The following is a 16974-nucleotide window of genomic DNA, read 5'->3' on the forward strand; positions in this document are numbered from 1 at the left end:
GGCCATGGGCGCGAACCACACGGCCTCGCGCGCGATCGTCAGCGTGCGCGATGCCTCCAAGCTCTACGCCTCGTCGAACGGCGAGCTGAACTGGGCCATGACCGACGTGAACCTCGACATCGGCGAGGGCGAGTTCGTCTGCGCCATCGGCCCGAGCGGCTGCGGCAAGACCACGCTGCTCAACGCCATCGCGGGTTTCGTCGAGCCCACCACGGGCAGCGTGACGGCCGGCGGCCAGCCCGTGACCGGGCCCGGCGCCGACCGCGGCGTGGTGTTCCAGGAGTACGCGCTGTTCCCCTGGCTCAATGCGCGGCGCAACGTGGAGTTCGGCCTCAAGATGCTGGGCCTGGGCGCCGCCGAGCGCCGCGCGCGCGCCGAGGAACTGCTCGCGCTCATGGGCCTGTCGCATGCGGCGCGGCGCTATCCCTTCGAGCTCTCGGGCGGCATGCGCCAGCGCGTGGCGGTGGCGCGTGCGCTCGCCACGCGGCCGAAGGTGCTGCTGATGGACGAGCCCTTCGCGGCCATCGACGCGCTCACGCGCGCGAGCCTGCAGCGCGAGCTGCTGCGGCTGTGGCGCGAGCTCGGGCTGTCGGTGTTCTTCATCACCCACAACATCGAGGAGGCGGTCTTCCTCGCGCAGCGCGTGGTGGTGATGAGCCCGCACCCGGGGCGCATCCGCGAGATCGTCGAGGTCGACCTGCCGTATCCGCGCGAGCGCGCCGACCCGGCCTTCGGCGCGGCCTATGCGCGCATCGCGGCGGCCTTCGCGCAGTCGGAAGAGGTGGCCTCGTGAGCGCGGCGCTCGACGACCTGCGCGCCCGCGCCGAGGCGGCGCCGGCCGAGGCATCGCTGTCGCGGCGCGAAGCGCTCGAGCGCGACTTCCGGCGCGACCAGCTCGCGCGGCAGCGGCGCGCGCGCCGGCGCCAGCTGCTGCTGGGCGCGGCCGGCATCGTGGCCTTCCTGCTGGCCTGGGAGATCGCGCCGCGCGTCGTGCCCGGCATCAACACCAAGATGTTCCCGCCGCCCTCGCAGGTGGCCGGCGTGCTGCTCGACATGGCCTGGCGCAAGGGCGACATCTGGCCGCACGTGGGCGCGAGCCTGCTGCGAGCGCTCTGGGGCTTCCTGCTCGGCGCCTCGCTCGGCGTGGTGGCCGGCGTGCTGACCGGGCGCAGCACCACCCTGCGCCAGTTCACCGACCCGGTGCTGCACGGCCTGCGCGCCATCCCGGCGATCGCGATCGTGCCGCTGGCCATCGTCTGGTTCGGGCTCGGCGACCTCTCGAAGGTGATGCTGATCGCCTGGGGCGCCTTCTTCCCGGTCTGGGTCAACACCTTCATCGGCGTGCGCGACATCCCCGCCGTCTACCTGCGCTCGGCCGCCGCGCTCGGCGCCAGTCCCTTCGCGGCCATGACGCAGGTCGCGCTGCCGGCCGCGCTGCCCTTCGTGTTCGCGGGGCTGCGCCAGGCCACGGCCGTGTCCTTCGTGGTGCTGGTGGCGGCCGAGCTGGTCGGGGCCGAGCAGGGCCTGGGCTACCTGATCTCGTTCGCGCACCTGGTGTTCCGCGTCGACATCATGTTCGTGGGCCTGCTGTTCCTCGGCGCCATCGGATTTTTGGCCGACCAGCTGTTCGCCTGGCTGCTGCACCGCCTGTTCCCCTGGTATGGCGCCAATGGCCGCCGCTGAGCTGATCCTGGCCAACGGCCAGGTGCTGACGATGGAACCCGGCGCGGCGCCCGCGCGGGCGGTGGCGCTGGCCGGCGGCCGCGTGCTCGCGGTCGGCAGCGAGGCTGAGGTGGCGCGTACGCGCACCGCCGACACGCGCGTCATCGACCTCGGCGGCCGCACCGTGCTGCCCGGCCTCGTCGACGCCCATGCGCACATGGAGCGCGAGGGCCTGAAGACCTTGCGGCCCAGCCTCGCGCATGCCACCTGCATCGCCGACCTGCTGGCGGTGGTCGCGGCCGAGGCCGCGCGCACGCCACCGGGCCGCTGGATCGTGACCATGCCCGTGGGCCGGCCGCCGTTCTACTTCGGCGGCCCGTCCAACCTGGCCGAACGGCGCATGCCGAACCGGCACGAGCTCGACGCGGTGGCGCCCGATCATCCCGTCTACATCCCGGGCCTGTTCGGCAACTGGGGCGTGCCGCCGGGCCACAGCGCGCTCAACAGCCGCGCGCTGGCGCTGCACCGCATCGACGAGCACACCTGCCCCGACTGCGGCGGGCTGCAGATCGAACTGGGCGACGACGGCCGGCCCAACGGCGTGATCGTCGAGACCAACAAGCGGCCGCTGGTCGAGTTCTCGGTGCTCACGCAGGTGCCGGCCTTCGGCTTCGACGACCGGCTCGAGGGGCTGCGCCGTTCGCTGCCGCTCTACCACGCCTGCGGCACCACCAGCATCTACGAGGGCCACGGCTCCTCGCCCGAGACCATCGCGGTCTATCGCCGGCTGTGGGAGGAGGGCGGGCTCAGCATGCGCACCCGCCTGTGCGTGAGCCCGACCTGGTCGAACGTGGCCGAGGCGCGGCTCGCGATGCGCGACTGGCTCGCGCATGCGCGCGGGCGCGGCAGCGGCGACCCGATGCTTGCCATCGGTGGCATCTACGTCGGCCTGGGCGGCGACCGCGCCGCGGCCAATGCCGTGCGGCGCGCGCTGCCCAACACCGGCTGGATGGGCTTCGTCGAATGGGCCAACCGCATCGAGGACTTCCGCGACTACGCCTGGCTCGCGGCCGAGCACGACCTGCGCGTGCACAGCGTGGTGGTCGACCGGCTGTCCGAGGTGCTCGAGGTGTTCGATGCCATCGACGCGCGCTTCCCGCTCGCGGGCCGGCGCTGGGTGGTGGAGCACGTGGGCCATGTCACGGCCTCCGATATCGAACGCGTGAAGCGGCTGGGCCTGATGGTCACGAGCATCCCGTTCTACATGTTGTGGAAGAACGGCGCGCCGCGGCTGGCCGACCTCGAGCGGCAGGAGGAATTCCTGCCGCAGCGCGCATTGCTCGAGGCCGGGCTGCCGCTGGCCGCGGGCAGCGACAACATCCCCGTGAGCCTGTTCACCGCGGTGTGGGCCTCGGTGGCGCGCGAGGAGCGCACCACCGGCCGCGCCATCGGCCCGGGCCAGGCCCTGAGCCGGCTGCAGGCGCTCGAGACGGTGACGCGCAACGGCGCCTTCCTGAGCTTCGAGGAGGACCGCAAGGGCACGCTGGCGCCGGGGCGCTATGCCGACCTCGCGGTGCTCGATGCCGATCCGCTCACCGTGCCGCTGGAGGCGCTGGCGCAGGTGCATGCCGAGCTGACGCTGGTCGGCGGTCGCGCGGTGCACGACAGCGGCGGCTGGCTGGACTGAAGGGCCTCAGCCCGGCATCGCCGACTCGTGCCAGTGGCGCAGCAGCGCGCGCCCCACCGCGCTCACGAGCGCGAAGAACAAAAAGCCCAGCAGCGTGGCCGCGATCACCTCGGCGAACAGCAGCGCCGTGTACATGCGGCCCTGCGCGAACACGATCTGTACGCCGAGCCCGCCCTCGGCATTGCCCGAGCCGATGATGAATTCGCCGACGATGGCGCCGATCACCGACAGCCCCGCCGACACGCGCAGGCCCGCGATGATTTGCGGCAGCGCCGCGGGCAGCTGTAGCTTGCGAAAGGCGGTCCAGCGGCTGCGGTTGTGCAGCGCGAACAGCTCGACCAGGTTGCGCGAGGTGGAGCGCAGCCCCAGCAGCGTGTTGTTGACGATCGGGAACAGCGACATGATCAGGCTGATCACGACCACCGAGCCCTCGTTGTAGCCGAACCAGAGCACGATCAGCGGCGCGATCGCCACCACCGGCACGGTCTGCAGCAGCACCACGTAGGGATAGAGGCTGCGCTCGAGCAGCCGCGACTGGCTCAGCAGCGCCGCCAGCGCGATGCCGCCGACGATGGCGACCAGGAAGCCCAGGCTCGCTTCCTTCAGCGTGGTGAAGGCGGCCATCAGCAGCAGGCCGGCGTTCTCGATGGCAGCCGCGCCCACCTCGAGCGGCGAGGGCAGCAGGTAGCCTTTGCCGCGGTAGACGGTGGCGGTCAGCGCGAACCACAGGCCGATGACGAGCACGGCGACCAGCACGACGGGCCAGGCGTCGCGCGTCCAGCGCGCGGCGATCGAAGAGGAAGGGTGGGGGGTCATGGCGTGGCCTGCCTCATGCGAATGCCGCGCGCGGCACGGTCTCGCGCCGCAGCGCGGCCGTCACCTCGCCGGCCAGCCGCGCGAACTCCGCGCTCGCGCGCAATTGCGGCGTGCGCGGAAAGACGAACGGCACCTCGACGACCTCGACCACGCGGCCCGGCCGCGGCGACATCACGACCACGCGCTTCGAGAGGAACACGGCCTCGTGCACGCTGTGCGTCACCAGCACGCCGGTGAAGCCGGCCTGGCGCCACAGCGCCGACAGCTCCTCCTGCAGCAGCTCGCGCGACAGCTCGTCGACGGCGGCCAGTGGCTCGTCGAGCAGCAGCAGGCCGGGGCGCAGCGCGAGCGCGCGTGCCAGCGACAGCCGCATGCGCATGCCGCCCGAGAGCTGGTGCGGATAGAGCTTCTCCATGCCCGCGAGGCCGACCAGCGCGAGCGCCTCGGCGGCGCGGCGCTGCAGCTCGTCGGGCGCGAGGCCTTCGAGCTCCATCAGCAACTGCGCATTGCGCTCGGCCGTGCGCCAGGGCAGCAGCGCCGGCTCCTGGAACACGAAGGCCCTGGCGGCCTCGGCGCCCGGTCCCAGGCGGCAGCGGCCGGTGCTGGGGGCCACCAGGCCGGCCAGGATGCGCAGCAGCGTCGACTTGCCGCAGCCCGAGGGGCCGACCAGCGAGACGAACTCGCCGGCGCGCAGTTCGAGGTCGATCGGGTCGAGCGCCTGCAGGCCGCGGTCGAAGCGCTTGGAGACACCCTCGAGCGCGATCGAAGCGCCGATGCTCATGACCGGCAGCCGGGCACGAGGCCGCGGTCGTAGGCCTGGCGCTCGTCGAAGCCCGCAGGCAGGAAGGCCACGCTGCGCAACTGGCCGGCCAGCTCCTTCCAGCGCGCGTCGTCCATGCAGCCGACGCGGTTGAGGTCGTGCGAGACCAGCGTCTCGATCATCAGCTTGTTGGCGGCGTCGTAGATCTCGGGCGAGATCTGTTTGTTCATGCCGGTCAAGAGCGGCTTGAGGCCCGAGGGGTCGCGCACGTAGTTGCGCCAGCCCTGCTGTACCGCGGCGATCGCGGCCTTCACCAATGCGGGCCTGGTGCGAATCAGCTCGTCGGTGGTGAACAGCACGCTGTAGGGCCTGTAGCCGAGCGAGGCCAGCGTGATCTGCTGCACCGCGAGGCCGCTCGCGGCCATGCGCGCGGGCAGGAACAGCGAGTAGCCCTGCTGCACCATCTTCGGATCGTCGCGGAACAGGCTCAGGTCGCCCGAGACCGGGATCTCGCGCGTGTTGGCGAGCTTGTAGCGCTTCTTTGTCCACTCCCAGTAGGCATTGCCGATGTTGACCGCGAAGGTACGGCCCTGCAGGTCGGCGATGCCCTTGACGGCCGGGTCGGCGTGATACACCAGCGTGTAGGGCACGTGGTCGAGGTGCGCGAACACGGCGCGCACCGGCGCGCCGCGCAGCCGCGCGAGCAGCACGTCGTCGGCATTGCCGATGCCGAACTCGGCCTGGCCCGAGGCCACCTGCGGCACGGTCTGGATCTTCGGGCCGCCCTGCAGCACGCTGATGCGGATGCCCGCTTCCTTGCCGAGGCCGTCCTGTTGCGCCTGCCAGTAGCCGGCCTGGTCGGGCTGCGCGAACCAGTTCGAGAGGATGCGCACGTTCTGCGGCTCGGGCGCGGCGCTGGCCGCGGGGGCGAAGGGGAGCAGCGCGGCGGCGGCGCACAGCGCGCGGGCGAGGAGGGTGGAGGTTTTCATGGCGCGATCGGTCATCAGGCCCGCAGCCACGGCAGTTGCTCGCGCGTGTAGCGGTAGGTCTTGAACACGCTGTTGAGCCGGCCCGGCCCGGTCTTGCGCGCGGCCTCGTCGGGGTACTCGTCGAACCACGGGATCACGTACTCCCAGACCACCTCGCCCTCGGGCGTGACCTCGAACAGCCGGCCGGTGGCCGACTCGGTGACGTGCGTGTTGCCGTTGGGCAGCCGCTGCGCGTTGCCCATGAAGGCGGTGTAGAAGGCGTTGACCATCTCGTCGGCATAGGACCACGCGACCTCGTGGGTCGCGGGATCGATCTCGAGAACGCGCGAGAAGGCCACGTGCGCGCCATGGCGGAAGTTGCCGTTGTCGAACACCAGGATGCGGCCATTGGGCAGCGCCACCGGCGCATGCTGGTGCGAGACCACGCTCGGCGGAATGTGCAGCCGCACCTGGCCGCTGGCCTTGTCGACGCCGATCACGCCCGAGGTGGTGCGCAGGCTCATGAGCACCAGGCCGTCGGCGTCGACGTCGAGCCCGTTGACCAGCGGCCAGTGGTAGCGGCCGAAGCCCGGGTGGATCGGGAAGTCCTCGGGCGCGAGGTGCTCCCAGCACTTCCATTCCCAGACGATCTCGCCGGCGCGGTTCACTTCGCGGATCACGTCGCCGTATATGGTTTCGTCGCCGGCGTGCGCGGTGCCGCCGGGCACGCGGCGCGCGAAGTCGGCGGGCACGGGCGCGCAGGCCGCGTAGAGCAGGTTGCCGTTGGGCAGCCACAGGGCGTCGTGGTGGTGCGACGGGTCCTCGTAGTGCCAGACCAGCTCGCCCTCGGGCGTGAGCTCGCGGAAGTCGCCGCCGTGCCACATCGACCAGGCGGGGTAGCGGTCGGGCGAGTCGGCGTGGTTGCCGTTGTAGCCGAGGTTGCCGTTGCCGAGGATCACGGCATGCCGGCCCGCGCGCACCGGCAGCTTCCATTGGTGGACCACCTCGCCGTCGATGCCGACCAGGTAGACGTGGCCCCGCGCGGTCTGCGGCGCGATCAGCGTGTAGCCGCCCGCGCTGAGCACGGGATCGTGGGCGATCAGGCCGACGCCGCGGCGGCGCTGCGTGACCTGGTCGACGGTGGAGGCGGGACGGGTGCGAGTGTTCAAGACGGGTTCCTCAATGCGATGGCGCCGAATCTAGGCCGCCCGAGCCGTCAGGAAAATCTGATTGTTTCGAACGGTGCGTCAGGAAAAAACGTACATTGCCCCGATGCGCGCCATCTCCCAGTCCTTCCGCTGCTTCGACGAGGTCGCCCGCCGCGGCTCGATCCGCAAGGCGGCCGAGTCGCTGCACCTCACGGCCGCGGCCGTGCACCAGCAGATCCTCAACCTCGAGGAGCAGGTCGGCGCGCCGCTGTTCGACCGGCTGCCGCGCGGCATGCAGCTCACGACGGCGGGCGAGATCATGATTGCCGCGGTGCGCCGCGGCCAGCGCGACTTCGACAGCGCGCTGAGCCAGGTCGAGGACCTGCGCTCGCTGCGCCGCGGCCACATCAACCTCGCGGTCTCGCACTCCTCGGCCGAGCAGCTGGTGCCCGAGGTGATCGAGGCCGCGATGAAGAGCTACCCCGGCGTGACCTACGGCGTGCGCTCGGGCAGCGGCGAGAACATCCTGCGCTGGGTTGCGACCGGCGAGGCCGACATCGGCTACTGCCTGCGCCGCAAGCCGCCGCCGGGCGTGGAGGAGATCGGCGCCTTCGCGCAGCAGCTCGGGCTGGTCACGCCGCCCGGCCATCCGCTCACGGCGCTGGGCAAGCTGCCGCGGCTGCGCGACTGCCTCGAACATCCGCTGATCCTGATGACGCCCGATACCGAGCTGCGCGCGATGGTCGACCAGATCGACCTGCGCGCGCACCGCCAGACCCGCCCGCTGGTGGAGACCAGCTCGGTCGCGATGGTGCGGCGCCTGGTGGCCGGCGGCACCGGCATCGGCTTCCTGATCGCCGAGAACGTGGTGGAGGACGTGGCGGCCGGCCGCCTGGTGTGGACCGGCCTGGCCGACGCGGGCGCGCGCTCGTTCAGCTGCCTCTACCAGCGCGCGGGCCAGACCACCGCGGTGGCGATGGGCATGTTCCTGCAGTTCCTCGCGCAGGCGATCCAGCAGATCGAGCAGCGCTTCGACCGGCCGGCCGGTGCGTTGGCGCTTGATGCCTTCGCGCAGTAGCGGAGCTCAGCTCCTGCCGACGCGGTAGAAGGTCGGCGGCGGCGTGCCGTTGACCGCGAAGGCGCCGACCTGGCGTTCGCGGTAGACGCGCGGGTTGTGCGAGGAGATGGTGCGCGCGTTGCGCCAGTAGCGGTCCAGCCCGTGGGTGCGCAGCGTGGCCGAGGCGCCGAGCGCGTCGAACAGCTCGGTGCTCGCGTCGAGCACCAGCCGCGTGACGACCGAGACCGCCTGGTCGACCTCCACGTGCGAGGCGGCCGCGGCAGCGGCGCGCGCCTCGTCGGGCAGCGAAGCATCGAGGTGCGCATCGTGCGCGCGCTGCAGCGCACCGGCCGCCTGCAGCACGATCGCGCTCGCGCCATAGGCCGCGCTGCGGCCGCGGCCCACCACCTGCAGGATCTGCGGATCGTCGGACACGCGCGCGGCATTGCCGTGGCTGTAGCTGCGGTCGCGTTCGCGCACGCGCTGCGCGAGGTCGTCGCTCGAGGCGCGCGCGATGCCGGCCAGCGAGGCCAGGTGCACGGTCTGGAAGTAGGGCGAGGCGTAGGGAAAGCGCAGCTTGCTCGGGTTGACCCACAGCGGATCGATCGCCACGTCCTCGAAGGTGGCGGTGCCGCTCGCGGTGAGCGCCTGGCCGAAGCCGTCCCAGTCGTCGAGCACCTGCACGCCCGCGGCCTGGCGCGGCACCGAGATCATCGTGGGCTGACCTTCGTCGTCGTCGGCCACGGCGTTGATCCAGTCGGCGAACAGCGAACCGGTGGTGTAGAACTTGCGCCCGTCGAGTCGCAGGCCGCGCGGCGTGGCGCGCAGCCGGGTCGAGAAGGCGCCGACCTTGGCGTCGCCGGTCTCCGAGAAGCCCGAGCCCACGAGCTCGCCCGCGGCGAGCCGCTCGAGCCAATGCGTACGCCACGGCGACTCGGGCGCGAGCAGCACGTCCTCGGTGAAGCCGAAGTGCGCGCGCAGGGCATTGACCACGTTGGTGTCGGCCGCGCCGAGCTCGGTCAGCAGCGCGAACAGCTCGACCAGGCTGGCGTCGGCGCCGCCGCGTTCGACCGGCAGGCGCAGCCGTGCGAAGCCGGCCTCGCGCAGCCAGCCGATCTCCTCGTGCGGCAGCTGGTGCGCGAGGTCGCGTGCCACCGCGCCCTCGCGGATGCGCGCGAACACGGCGCGGAACGGCCGCGCGAGTTCGTCGTAGCGCGCGCTGGGCGGTGCGCCCCAGGGATGGTCGATGGCGGAGGTGGGGAGCGTCATGCGGGGGAAGAGAGAAGAGGGGGAGGGAGAGGGCCGGCGCGATTCTGGGACGCGCATCGGCCGCGCGGAACGAACGATTGCGCACATCCATATGCGGCCCATATGCGGCTTCTCCCATGGCCGCCGCGCATGCCTGCCATGCGCGCGGCACACCCCGTGTGCCGCATAGACGAAGTTCGCAGAAGCACATGCGAAAGTCGAGGTTCACGCGCCGCGCACGGCGCGCAGAATGGCCGCAGCCCTAGTCTGCACACGCGCAGCCCGCCGGCCGCGCCATCCATCCCATGCCCCAAACCCCCCTCAAGATCGTCGCCCTGTCCGGCGGCCTGCAACGCCCCTCGCGCACCCTGGTGCTGGTCGAGGAGCTGATCGAAGGCATCGCCCAGGCGATCCCGGTCGAGAGGCGCGTGATCGAGATCGGCAACCTGGTGCCGCAGTTCGGCGCCGTGCTCTACCGCCCGCAATTGCCGGCCGCGGTCGAGGAAGCCCTCGTGGCCCTCGAGTCGGCCGACCTGGTGATCGCCGCCAGCCCCGTGTTCCGCGGCGCCTACAGCGGCCTGTTCAAGCACTTCCTCGACTTCGTGCACCACGATGCGCTGATCGACAAGCCGGTGCTGCTGGCCGCGACCGGCGGCAGCGAGCGCCATGCGCTGGTGATCGACCACCAGCTGCGGCCGCTGTTCAGCTTCTTCCAGTCGCACACGCTGCCGATCGGTGTCTACGCCACCGACCGCGATTTCGAGAACTACCAGGTGCGCAGCGAGCTGCTGCGCGCGCGCATCGCGCTGGCGGTCTCGCGTGCGCTGCCGGTGCTGCGGCGACTGCAGCCGCAGGCCGAGCGCGCCGCCGCGCCGCGGCCGCAATTGCACGCGGTGGCCTGAAGCCAGCCGCGCCCGGCTCGGGGGTCAATGTACCTTCGGAAAGCCGTGGCGCTTGGCCAGCAGCGCGAGGATGCGGCGCGTGTCGGTCACGAAGCGCAAGGCGCCGAGCGACTGCGCGTCGGCCGGTGCCGGCGGCTCGTCGCCGAACACCAGCACCGGCAGGCTCTGGTGTGCCTCGTCGAGCAGCGCCACCACGGCCGCGCGCGGGCGCGGGAACGGCAGCCGGTGCACCTCGAGGCGCGCGGCCTGTTCGGGCGCCGAGGCCAGCAGCCCCTCGATGGGCAGGCCGTCGGGGCAGACGAAGGCATCGCCCGGGTGCCTGTCGTCGGTGAAGCCTGCCTCTAGCAGGAAGAGTCGGTCGCGGCTCATGCGAGGAATCCTTTGGAAGTCGGTGAAATGAAGAACCCAACGATGGAGCGAAGCCGCTCGCGGGCGAACGAAGAAAAGCACATGTGCATATCCGCATCGCGCGCTTGCGTTCCGGTGGTGGAGGCACGGCGATGAGCGAACCCACCGAATTCCTCTGGTACGTCCCCAACCAGGTCGTGGCCGGCCATCGCGGCGATGCCGCCGTCGAGGGCCACAACAGCCTCGATACGCTGACCCGCCATGCGCTGGCGCTCGAGGCGCATGGCTGGAAGGGTGCGCTGATCGGCGCCGGCTGGGGCCGGCCCGACACCTTCACGGTGGCGACCGCGCTGGCCGCGCGCACCACCACCTTCGAGCCGCTGATCGCGATCCGCCCGGGCTACTGGCGGCCCGCGCAGTTCGCATCGGCCGCGGCCACGCTCGACCACCTGAGCGGCGGCCGCGTGCGCATCAACATCGTCTCGGGCAAGGACCAGCTCGCGGCCTATGGCGACAGCGAGGGCGACCCCGCGCAGCGCTATGCGCGCACGCGCGAGTTCATCCACCTGGTGCGCCGGCTCTGGACCGAGGAGGGCGTGACGTACCGTGGCGAGCACTTCGGCGTGGAGAACGCCACCGTGCAGCCGCGCATCGAGGTGCGCGGCACGCGGCGCCATCCGACGATCTATTTCGGTGGCGCCTCCGAGGCGGCCGAGCGGGTGTCGGCGACCGAGGCCGACGTGCAGCTGTTCTGGGGCGAGCCGCGCGACGGCATCGAGGAACGCATCGAACGGCTGAAGGCGCTGAGCCGCGGCCTCGACCGCGATCTGCCGCCGCTGCGCTTCGGCCTGCGGGTCACGACGCTGGTGCGCGACACCACCGAGGAGGCCTGGGCCGATGCCGAGGCCAAGGTGGCGCAGATGGCGCGCGGCGCGGCGCCCGGCGAGCCCGACCGCGCGCAGGCCGTGGGCCAGCGCCGGCTGCTGCAGCTGCACGAGCGCGGCGAGGTGCTCGACGACAACCTCTACACCACGCCCGGCAAGTACGGCGGCGGCGGTGCCGCCACCACCTGGCTGGTGGGCTCGGCGCAGGACGTCGCGCGCTCGCTGCGCAAGTACCAGGCGCTGGGCATCACGCACTTCGTGCTGTCCGACACGCCCTACCTCCACGAGATCCGCCGGCAGGGCGAGCAGCTGCTGCCGCTGCTGCGCGATGCCGCGGCATAACCCTTCCTCATCGCCATGATCTCTGCTTCTTCCCACGGGCCCGGCCCCCGCTTCGGCATCTGGGCGCTGGTGCACGGCAGCCGCGCCGCGCTGCAGGATCCCGACGAACCCTACGACGCCTCCTGGCGGCGCAACCGCGCGCTGGTGCTCGAGGCCGAGCGGCTCGGTTTCGATTCGGTGCTGGTGGCGCAGCACACGGTCAATCCGCACGATGGCGAGAGCGCCCAGCTCGAGGCCTGGACGGCGGCCGCGGCGCTGGCCGCGCTCACTTCGCGCATCGAGATCATCGCGGCCATCAAGCCCTACCTCTATCACCCGGCGGTGCTCGCGAAGATGGCGCTGGGCATCGAGGAGATCAGCGGCGGGCGCTTCGCGATCAACCTCGTCAATGCCTGGAACCGGCCCGAGCTCGAGCGCGCCGGCATTCCCTTCGCCGAGCACGATGCGCGCTATGCCTATGGCCGCGAATGGATCGAGGTGGTGGAGTCGCTGCTGCGCGGCGAGCGCACGCGCTTCGCGGGCGAGCATTTCAGGCTCGACGACTACCGGCTGAGCCCGGCGGGCCTGCACCGTGCGCGGCCGCGCATCTACGTGGGCGGCGAATCGGAGCCGGCGCGCGCGCTGGTGGCCGATCGCGGCGACACCTGGTTCATCAACGGCCAGCCGCTGGCCGACGTGCAGGCGCTGATCGCCGACCTGCGGCGGCGCGAGCGGCCGGCCGGCTGGGCGCCGCTGCAGTTCGGGCTCTCGGCCTTCGTGGTCGCGCGCGAGACCGACGAGGAGGCACGCACCGAGCATGCGCGGCTGCTCGCGCTCGCGGCGCTCGACGCGCCGCTGCGCGCGGCCAACAAACCCAACATCGATCCCAAGGCCGTGATGTTCCAGACCGCGCGGAAGTCGCCGCGCGTGGGCTCGAACGGCGGCACCGCGGCTGAGCTCGTGGGCAGCTACGACAGCGTGGCGCGCCGCATCGAGGCTTTCCACGCGGCCGGCATCGAGCTGTTCATGCTGCAGTTCCAGCCCTTCGAAGCGGAAATGCGCCGCTTCGCCGATCATGTGCTGCCGCGCGTGGCCGGCGCGGCCGCGCGATCGCTCGCGGCACGCGCGGATGCCGCCCTGGCCTGAGAGCGTCCATTTCGAGAAAGAGCAGCGTCCCATGTCCATCGCATCCCTTGTCGCCATGCCCGGCCGTCACTCGGACCGGCGCCGCGCGCTGCTGCTGGGCCTGGCCTCGGCCGCCGTCGCGCCCGTTGCCATGGGCGCGACCGATCCCGCGCTCGCCGCGCTGCAGTCGGCGATCGACGGCCCGCAGCGCAGCGCGGCCAACCGCGCGCGCGACGGCGCGCGGCATCCGCTCGAGACGCTGTCCTTCTTCGACCTGCGGCCCGAGTGGTCGGTGGTCGAGATCGCACCGGGCGGCGGCTGGTACACGGAGATCCTCGCGCCCTTTCTGAAAGCCCGAGGCCGCCTCTACGCGGCCCATGCGCCGGCCGACGGCACGCCCGAGCAGCAACGCGCCCGCGCGGCCTTCGCGAAGAAACTCGCGGACGATCCAGCCCACTACGGCCGCGTGGTGCTCGGCACTTTGCCCACCGGCCGCTTCACCGACATCCATCCGCCGGGTGGCGCCGACGCGGTGCTGACCTTCCGCAACATCCACAACTGGATCGCCGACGGCCATTTCGACGAGACCTTGCGCGCCTTTTACGACGTGCTCAAGCCCGGTGGCGTGCTCGGGGTGGAGGAGCATCGCGCGCTGCCCGGCACCTCGCTCGCGCGGACCATCGACAGCGGCTACGTGGCGCAGGACTTCGTGATCGCGCGCGCCCGCGCGGCCGGCTTCGTGTTCGACGGCGAGAGCGAGATCAATGCCAATCCGCGCGACACGCGCGACCATGCGAACGGCGTCTGGGCATTGCCGCCGACGCTGCGCGGGGGCGACGTGGACCGCGCGAAGTACCTCGCCATCGGTGAATCGGACCGCATGACGCTGCGTTTCGTGAAGCCGCGGCGCCTCCGGGTACGGGACATCGTCCGGCGGGCGCCTGGAGTGCTCTGACGGACACGCCTCGGCCCCGAGCGGCCGGGGCACTCCCAAATGTGATCGGCCGTAAGCGCGGCCCCGACGGGGTGCTGCCACCTCCAACAGCATATGGTCGCAAGGCCCGTGGTCTTCGCAGAATCCAGGCTTCTTTGGGACAACCGTCGAGGAGCCGTCAGTGAACGCCACCGTGAAGAGTCATGTCATCCAGATCCTGAAATACGACAGGGCGATCGCGAAGCACAACTTCGCGATCAACAACCTGAGGGTCTGGCCGAGCGCCTACCGTGACGTCGCGCGCGCCGTCGAAACCGGAAAGATCCGGATCGGCACGAACGTCGGGAAGGGCAATGCCGCGGAGTACGACGCCAGATTCGGTGTCATGGACGTGGCGGAAACACTGAACCTGCTCGACGAGCGCGACCGCGCGCTGGTGATCCACGAGGCGACGCATGCGCACCTCGACATGCTGACGCTGGGCAAGCATTCGGGGTACGAGAACGAGGCCATGGGCTATATCGCCGAGGCCCTGTACATCCTGGCGGTCAATGGCCGCGACGTCGGTACGCAGTCGTTCCGGCAGATCGCCAAGGGGATCGCGGCCCAGGTCTTCAAGGGACAGTACGGCATTGCCCAGAAGGACGTCGAGATGCTGACCGCCGACATCGCGAAACAGCGCTTCTATGCCTCGCGGCCGTTCTATGTGAGCGATGGTCTGTGAGCAGGTAGCGGCGAGCGCGGCTCGCTGCCGCCCCGTGCGGTGAGTCGAGGCTGCGCGTTGCCTCTCTTCCCATCCACTCAACCGCGCAGCGCCGTCACCTCGATCTCGATCTTCATGCGCGGATCGGCCAGTCCCGCCGAGATCATCATCGCCGCGGGGCGCACCTCGCCGAAGTACTTGCGCAGCACCGGCCAGCAGGCCTCGAACTCGGCGCCGTTCGGCAGCACGTAGGTCACGCGCACCACGTCGCGCAGGCTGGCGCCGGCCTCCTGCAGCGCCGCCTCGATGTTCCTCAGGCATTGCTCGGTCTGCTCGACCACGTCGTCCGAGATGGTCATGGTGCGGTAGTCGAAGCCCGTGGTGCCCGAGACGAACACCCAGTCGCCCGCGACGACGGCGCGCGAGTAGCCGATCTGCTGTTCGAAGGTGGAGCCGGAGCTGATGAGCTTTCTGGTCATGGGTGCGATCCTTTGCAAATTCGGTGGGTCATGCGTTGACGTCATGTCGGAAAACGCCTCGGCATGCGGCCGGCGCGCAAGCTTTGTCCGGCGTCGGGCGGGCCAACGGCATGCTTTCCGCAGGTCCTCCACGTCGGCGTCCGACAAATCCGGCAGGCCCCAAACTGTAAATTCCTGTGTCAGCGAACCGGATTCTTCGGTTATTTTCCCTGCCGACCTGGCGGGGCCCGGTCGCGACAACGAGGAGCAAACGCGTGAGGCATTGGTGGCTGGCGGCGGGTCTTTCAGTGGCGGGCAGCCTGGCATGGGCGCAGCCCGCATGGTTCACCGTGGTCGGCGATCCGCTCGACAAGGCGGCCGACACGGTGCAGGTCGATCCGAACCGCATCGCGGCACCGCCGCCCGCGGAAGGCGAAGCCGCGCCCGAGAAGCCGCTGATCGAGATGAACGTGCGCGTGAACCGCTCGGGCCCGCGCTTCAACTGGGACCGCATCCCCTATCGCTCGTATGAGTCGCGCGTGGTCTTCGACTGCCAGGCGAAAAGCGCGACCTACGTGCAGGCGCGCTTCTATGCCGAGCCGCTGTGGCGCGGCGAGCCGCACCATGTGGCCGACTACAGCGCCTCGCCCAAGCCGATGCGTTTTCTCGACATGACGCCGAATCCGACGGCGCGGATCGTGCGGGCGGCTTGCCGGATGCGGGCGAGCTGAGTCGGCTGGCCGTCGGTTCGTTGGCAGCATGTAAGTTGTTGATGTAATTGAGGTTTTTGAATAATTTTCGGGCGGGGTGATAAAATGCGGGGGCCATCGACACACCCATGAAACTCCAGGATCGCACGCACACGCCTTCGCGCGCGCACAAGGGGCGCACGCTCCCCCGCGGTCTGGTGCTGCCTGTCAGCGGTGTCGAGGCCTTCGTCCGGAATCTCGCGCACGAGCTCGGTGTGCGCTACACCCGTACACCCGCCGATCAATGGGCGGACACGGTCACGCGGCTGGCGGGCGACGAGGTCCGCTCCGGCGATGTGCAGGACCTGCTCATTGCATTGAAGCGGGCGGGCAAGCTCTCCACCCAGGACATGGCCACCTTGCTGATCAATTACCTGCGCGAACAGAAGCAGCGTGTTCGATCCGTTTAAGGACTTCGACGAGCGGGGCTATCTCCGCAATCTCTACGCGGAGAAGGACCCGCAGATCGTCCAGGAACTCGAGCACCAGCTGTTTCGAGCGGGGCTCGATGAAGCGTTGGCGTTCCTCGCGACGCGGCGGACCGTGGCCTACGCGGAGTTCCTGGAAGTCCACAGGATCCTGTTCTCGGCCTTCTACCCCTGGGCGGGACAGGACCGGGCGGCCACGGCGCCCGATTCGGCCGTCTCCAAGGCCGGCACGTGGTTCAGTCATCCGCGCGATGCGCGTCGCGCGGTGGAGGCCGGACTGCGCATGGCCGCCAACCCGCGGCAATTGCGGCAGCGGCCCGGAGAGGTCATGGGGCTGTTCGCCTATGGGCATCCGTTTCTGGACGGCAACGGGCGGACGATGCTCGTGATCCATAGCGAGCTGTGCCATCGCGCCGGTTTCTGCATCGAGTGGCACCGGACACGGAAGGCCGACTACCTTGCGGCACTGAGCACGGAGATCGCGTCGCCGGGCAAGGGGATCCTCGATGCGTATCTGCTGGCGTTCGTGGGCGTGCCGCAGGAGCGGCACCTGTGGGGCGGCGCGATCGGTGGGCTGCCGGGTCTGAGCGGCCGAGGCATCGAGGACACCGTCGAGGGCGAATACACCGATGAGCAGGTGTCGCAGAAGTACCGCGAGTTCGAGCAGCAACGGGACTACCGCATCGACCCCGACGTATGAAGCAGTCCCCATTCCGTCGTCGGCCCGTGCCATGACCCCCAATGCACGCAGCCGCCAACGGGTTCCCCGGCGGCGG

The 16974-nt window shown here is 70.7% G+C and carries 19 protein-coding genes; 12 read left to right on the forward strand and 7 right to left on the reverse strand.

Going from position 1 to position 16974, the window contains the following annotated elements:
• The first annotated feature begins 4 nt into the window (after positions 1 to 4).
• The 3 genes from ACODT0_RS02490 to ACODT0_RS02500 are packed head-to-tail and all read left to right on the forward strand — an operon-like array spanning position 5 to position 3349.
• Positions 5 to 793 carry an ABC transporter ATP-binding protein gene (locus ACODT0_RS02490; RefSeq protein ID WP_479669385.1) on the forward strand — a complete coding sequence of 263 codons (789 nt, stop codon included), beginning with the start codon at positions 5 to 7 and terminating at the stop codon, positions 791 to 793.
• Positions 790 to 1683: an ABC transporter permease gene (locus ACODT0_RS02495; protein ID WP_489040472.1), complete on the forward strand. Its 894-nt coding sequence runs from the start codon at positions 790 to 792 to the stop codon at positions 1681 to 1683. Before ACODT0_RS02490 ends, ACODT0_RS02495 begins: the two co-directional genes overlap by 4 nt.
• On the forward strand, positions 1670 to 3349 hold the full coding sequence (locus ACODT0_RS02500) for an amidohydrolase (protein ID WP_489040473.1): 1680 nt from the start codon (positions 1670 to 1672) through the stop codon (positions 3347 to 3349). The genes ACODT0_RS02495 and ACODT0_RS02500 overlap by 14 nt, the downstream gene beginning before the upstream one ends.
• Before the next feature lie 6 nt (positions 3350 to 3355).
• On the opposite strand, the gene ACODT0_RS02505 is transcribed toward ACODT0_RS02500, so the two are convergent.
• The 4 genes from ACODT0_RS02505 to ACODT0_RS02520 are packed head-to-tail and all read right to left on the reverse strand — an operon-like array spanning position 3356 to position 7062.
• The gene (locus ACODT0_RS02505) at positions 3356 to 4165 is read right to left on the reverse strand and encodes an ABC transporter permease (RefSeq protein ID WP_489040474.1); all 810 of its coding nucleotides are present in this window, start codon (positions 4163 to 4165) and stop codon (positions 3356 to 3358) included.
• Between the two features lie 13 nt (positions 4166 to 4178).
• The gene (locus ACODT0_RS02510; RefSeq protein ID WP_489040475.1) at positions 4179 to 4946 is read right to left on the reverse strand and encodes an ABC transporter ATP-binding protein; all 768 of its coding nucleotides are present in this window, start codon (positions 4944 to 4946) and stop codon (positions 4179 to 4181) included.
• Positions 4943 to 5914: an ABC transporter substrate-binding protein gene (locus tag ACODT0_RS02515; RefSeq protein ID WP_489040476.1), complete on the reverse strand. Its 972-nt coding sequence runs from the start codon at positions 5912 to 5914 to the stop codon at positions 4943 to 4945. The genes ACODT0_RS02510 and ACODT0_RS02515 overlap by 4 nt, the downstream gene beginning before the upstream one ends.
• Positions 5915 to 5928: 14 nt before the next feature.
• Complete coding sequence (locus ACODT0_RS02520) at positions 5929 to 7062, reverse strand: aryl-sulfate sulfotransferase (RefSeq protein WP_489040477.1); 1134 nt, start codon at positions 7060 to 7062, stop codon at positions 5929 to 5931.
• A gap of 103 nt (positions 7063 to 7165) precedes the next feature.
• Here ACODT0_RS02520 and ACODT0_RS02525 point away from each other — a divergent pair, with 103 nt between their 5' ends.
• A complete protein-coding gene (locus ACODT0_RS02525; RefSeq protein WP_413765540.1) occupies positions 7166 to 8119 on the forward strand; it encodes a LysR family transcriptional regulator in 954 nt (317 codons plus the stop codon).
• Between the two features lie 6 nt (positions 8120 to 8125).
• Here ACODT0_RS02525 and ACODT0_RS02530 read toward each other — a convergent pair whose 3' ends face one another.
• A complete protein-coding gene (locus ACODT0_RS02530; protein WP_489040478.1) occupies positions 8126 to 9367 on the reverse strand; it encodes an acyl-CoA dehydrogenase family protein in 1242 nt (413 codons plus the stop codon).
• 284 nt (positions 9368 to 9651) lie between these two features.
• Between ACODT0_RS02530 and msuE the strand changes: the two genes are divergently transcribed.
• Complete coding sequence (gene msuE / locus ACODT0_RS02535; protein WP_489040479.1) at positions 9652 to 10248, forward strand: FMN reductase; 597 nt, start codon at positions 9652 to 9654, stop codon at positions 10246 to 10248.
• A gap of 24 nt (positions 10249 to 10272) precedes the next feature.
• Here the strand turns inward: msuE and ACODT0_RS02540 are convergent, their stop codons facing one another.
• A complete protein-coding gene (locus ACODT0_RS02540) occupies positions 10273 to 10617 on the reverse strand; it encodes a DUF3088 domain-containing protein (RefSeq protein WP_489040480.1) in 345 nt (114 codons plus the stop codon).
• Between the two features lie 131 nt (positions 10618 to 10748).
• Here ACODT0_RS02540 and ACODT0_RS02545 point away from each other — a divergent pair, with 131 nt between their 5' ends.
• The 4 genes from ACODT0_RS02545 to ACODT0_RS02560 all read left to right on the forward strand — a co-directional run bounded on the left by ACODT0_RS02545 (position 10749) and on the right by ACODT0_RS02560 (position 14584).
• Positions 10749 to 11822, forward strand: coding sequence for an LLM class flavin-dependent oxidoreductase (locus ACODT0_RS02545; protein ID WP_489040481.1), 1074 nt, complete (start codon positions 10749 to 10751; stop codon positions 11820 to 11822).
• A gap of 15 nt (positions 11823 to 11837) precedes the next feature.
• Positions 11838 to 12947 carry an LLM class flavin-dependent oxidoreductase gene (locus ACODT0_RS02550; RefSeq protein ID WP_489040482.1) on the forward strand — a complete coding sequence of 370 codons (1110 nt, stop codon included), beginning with the start codon at positions 11838 to 11840 and terminating at the stop codon, positions 12945 to 12947.
• A gap of 31 nt (positions 12948 to 12978) precedes the next feature.
• Entirely contained in the window at positions 12979 to 13881 is a 903-nt protein-coding gene (locus ACODT0_RS02555) for a class I SAM-dependent methyltransferase (protein WP_489040483.1), read from the forward strand.
• Between the two features lie 160 nt (positions 13882 to 14041).
• Complete coding sequence (locus tag ACODT0_RS02560) at positions 14042 to 14584, forward strand: hypothetical protein (protein ID WP_057591196.1); 543 nt, start codon at positions 14042 to 14044, stop codon at positions 14582 to 14584.
• Positions 14585 to 14661: 77 nt separating this feature from the next.
• On the opposite strand, the gene ACODT0_RS02565 is transcribed toward ACODT0_RS02560, so the two are convergent.
• Positions 14662 to 15042: a RidA family protein gene (locus ACODT0_RS02565; protein ID WP_261211141.1), complete on the reverse strand. Its 381-nt coding sequence runs from the start codon at positions 15040 to 15042 to the stop codon at positions 14662 to 14664.
• A gap of 254 nt (positions 15043 to 15296) precedes the next feature.
• Here ACODT0_RS02565 and ACODT0_RS02570 point away from each other — a divergent pair, with 254 nt between their 5' ends.
• The 3 genes from ACODT0_RS02570 (at position 15297) to ACODT0_RS02580 (ending at position 16898) form a co-directional block, all read left to right on the forward strand.
• Positions 15297 to 15752 carry a surface-adhesin E family protein gene (locus ACODT0_RS02570; RefSeq protein ID WP_261211142.1) on the forward strand — a complete coding sequence of 152 codons (456 nt, stop codon included), beginning with the start codon at positions 15297 to 15299 and terminating at the stop codon, positions 15750 to 15752.
• A 107-nt stretch (positions 15753 to 15859) separates the two neighbouring features.
• Entirely contained in the window at positions 15860 to 16180 is a 321-nt protein-coding gene (locus ACODT0_RS02575; protein ID WP_479669372.1) for a hypothetical protein, read from the forward strand.
• Entirely contained in the window at positions 16164 to 16898 is a 735-nt protein-coding gene (locus tag ACODT0_RS02580; RefSeq protein ID WP_489040484.1) for a Fic/DOC family protein, read from the forward strand. The genes ACODT0_RS02575 and ACODT0_RS02580 overlap by 17 nt, the downstream gene beginning before the upstream one ends.
• Positions 16899 to 16974 lie beyond the last annotated feature (76 nt).

Source organism: Variovorax sp. FG153, assembly GCF_057809595.1.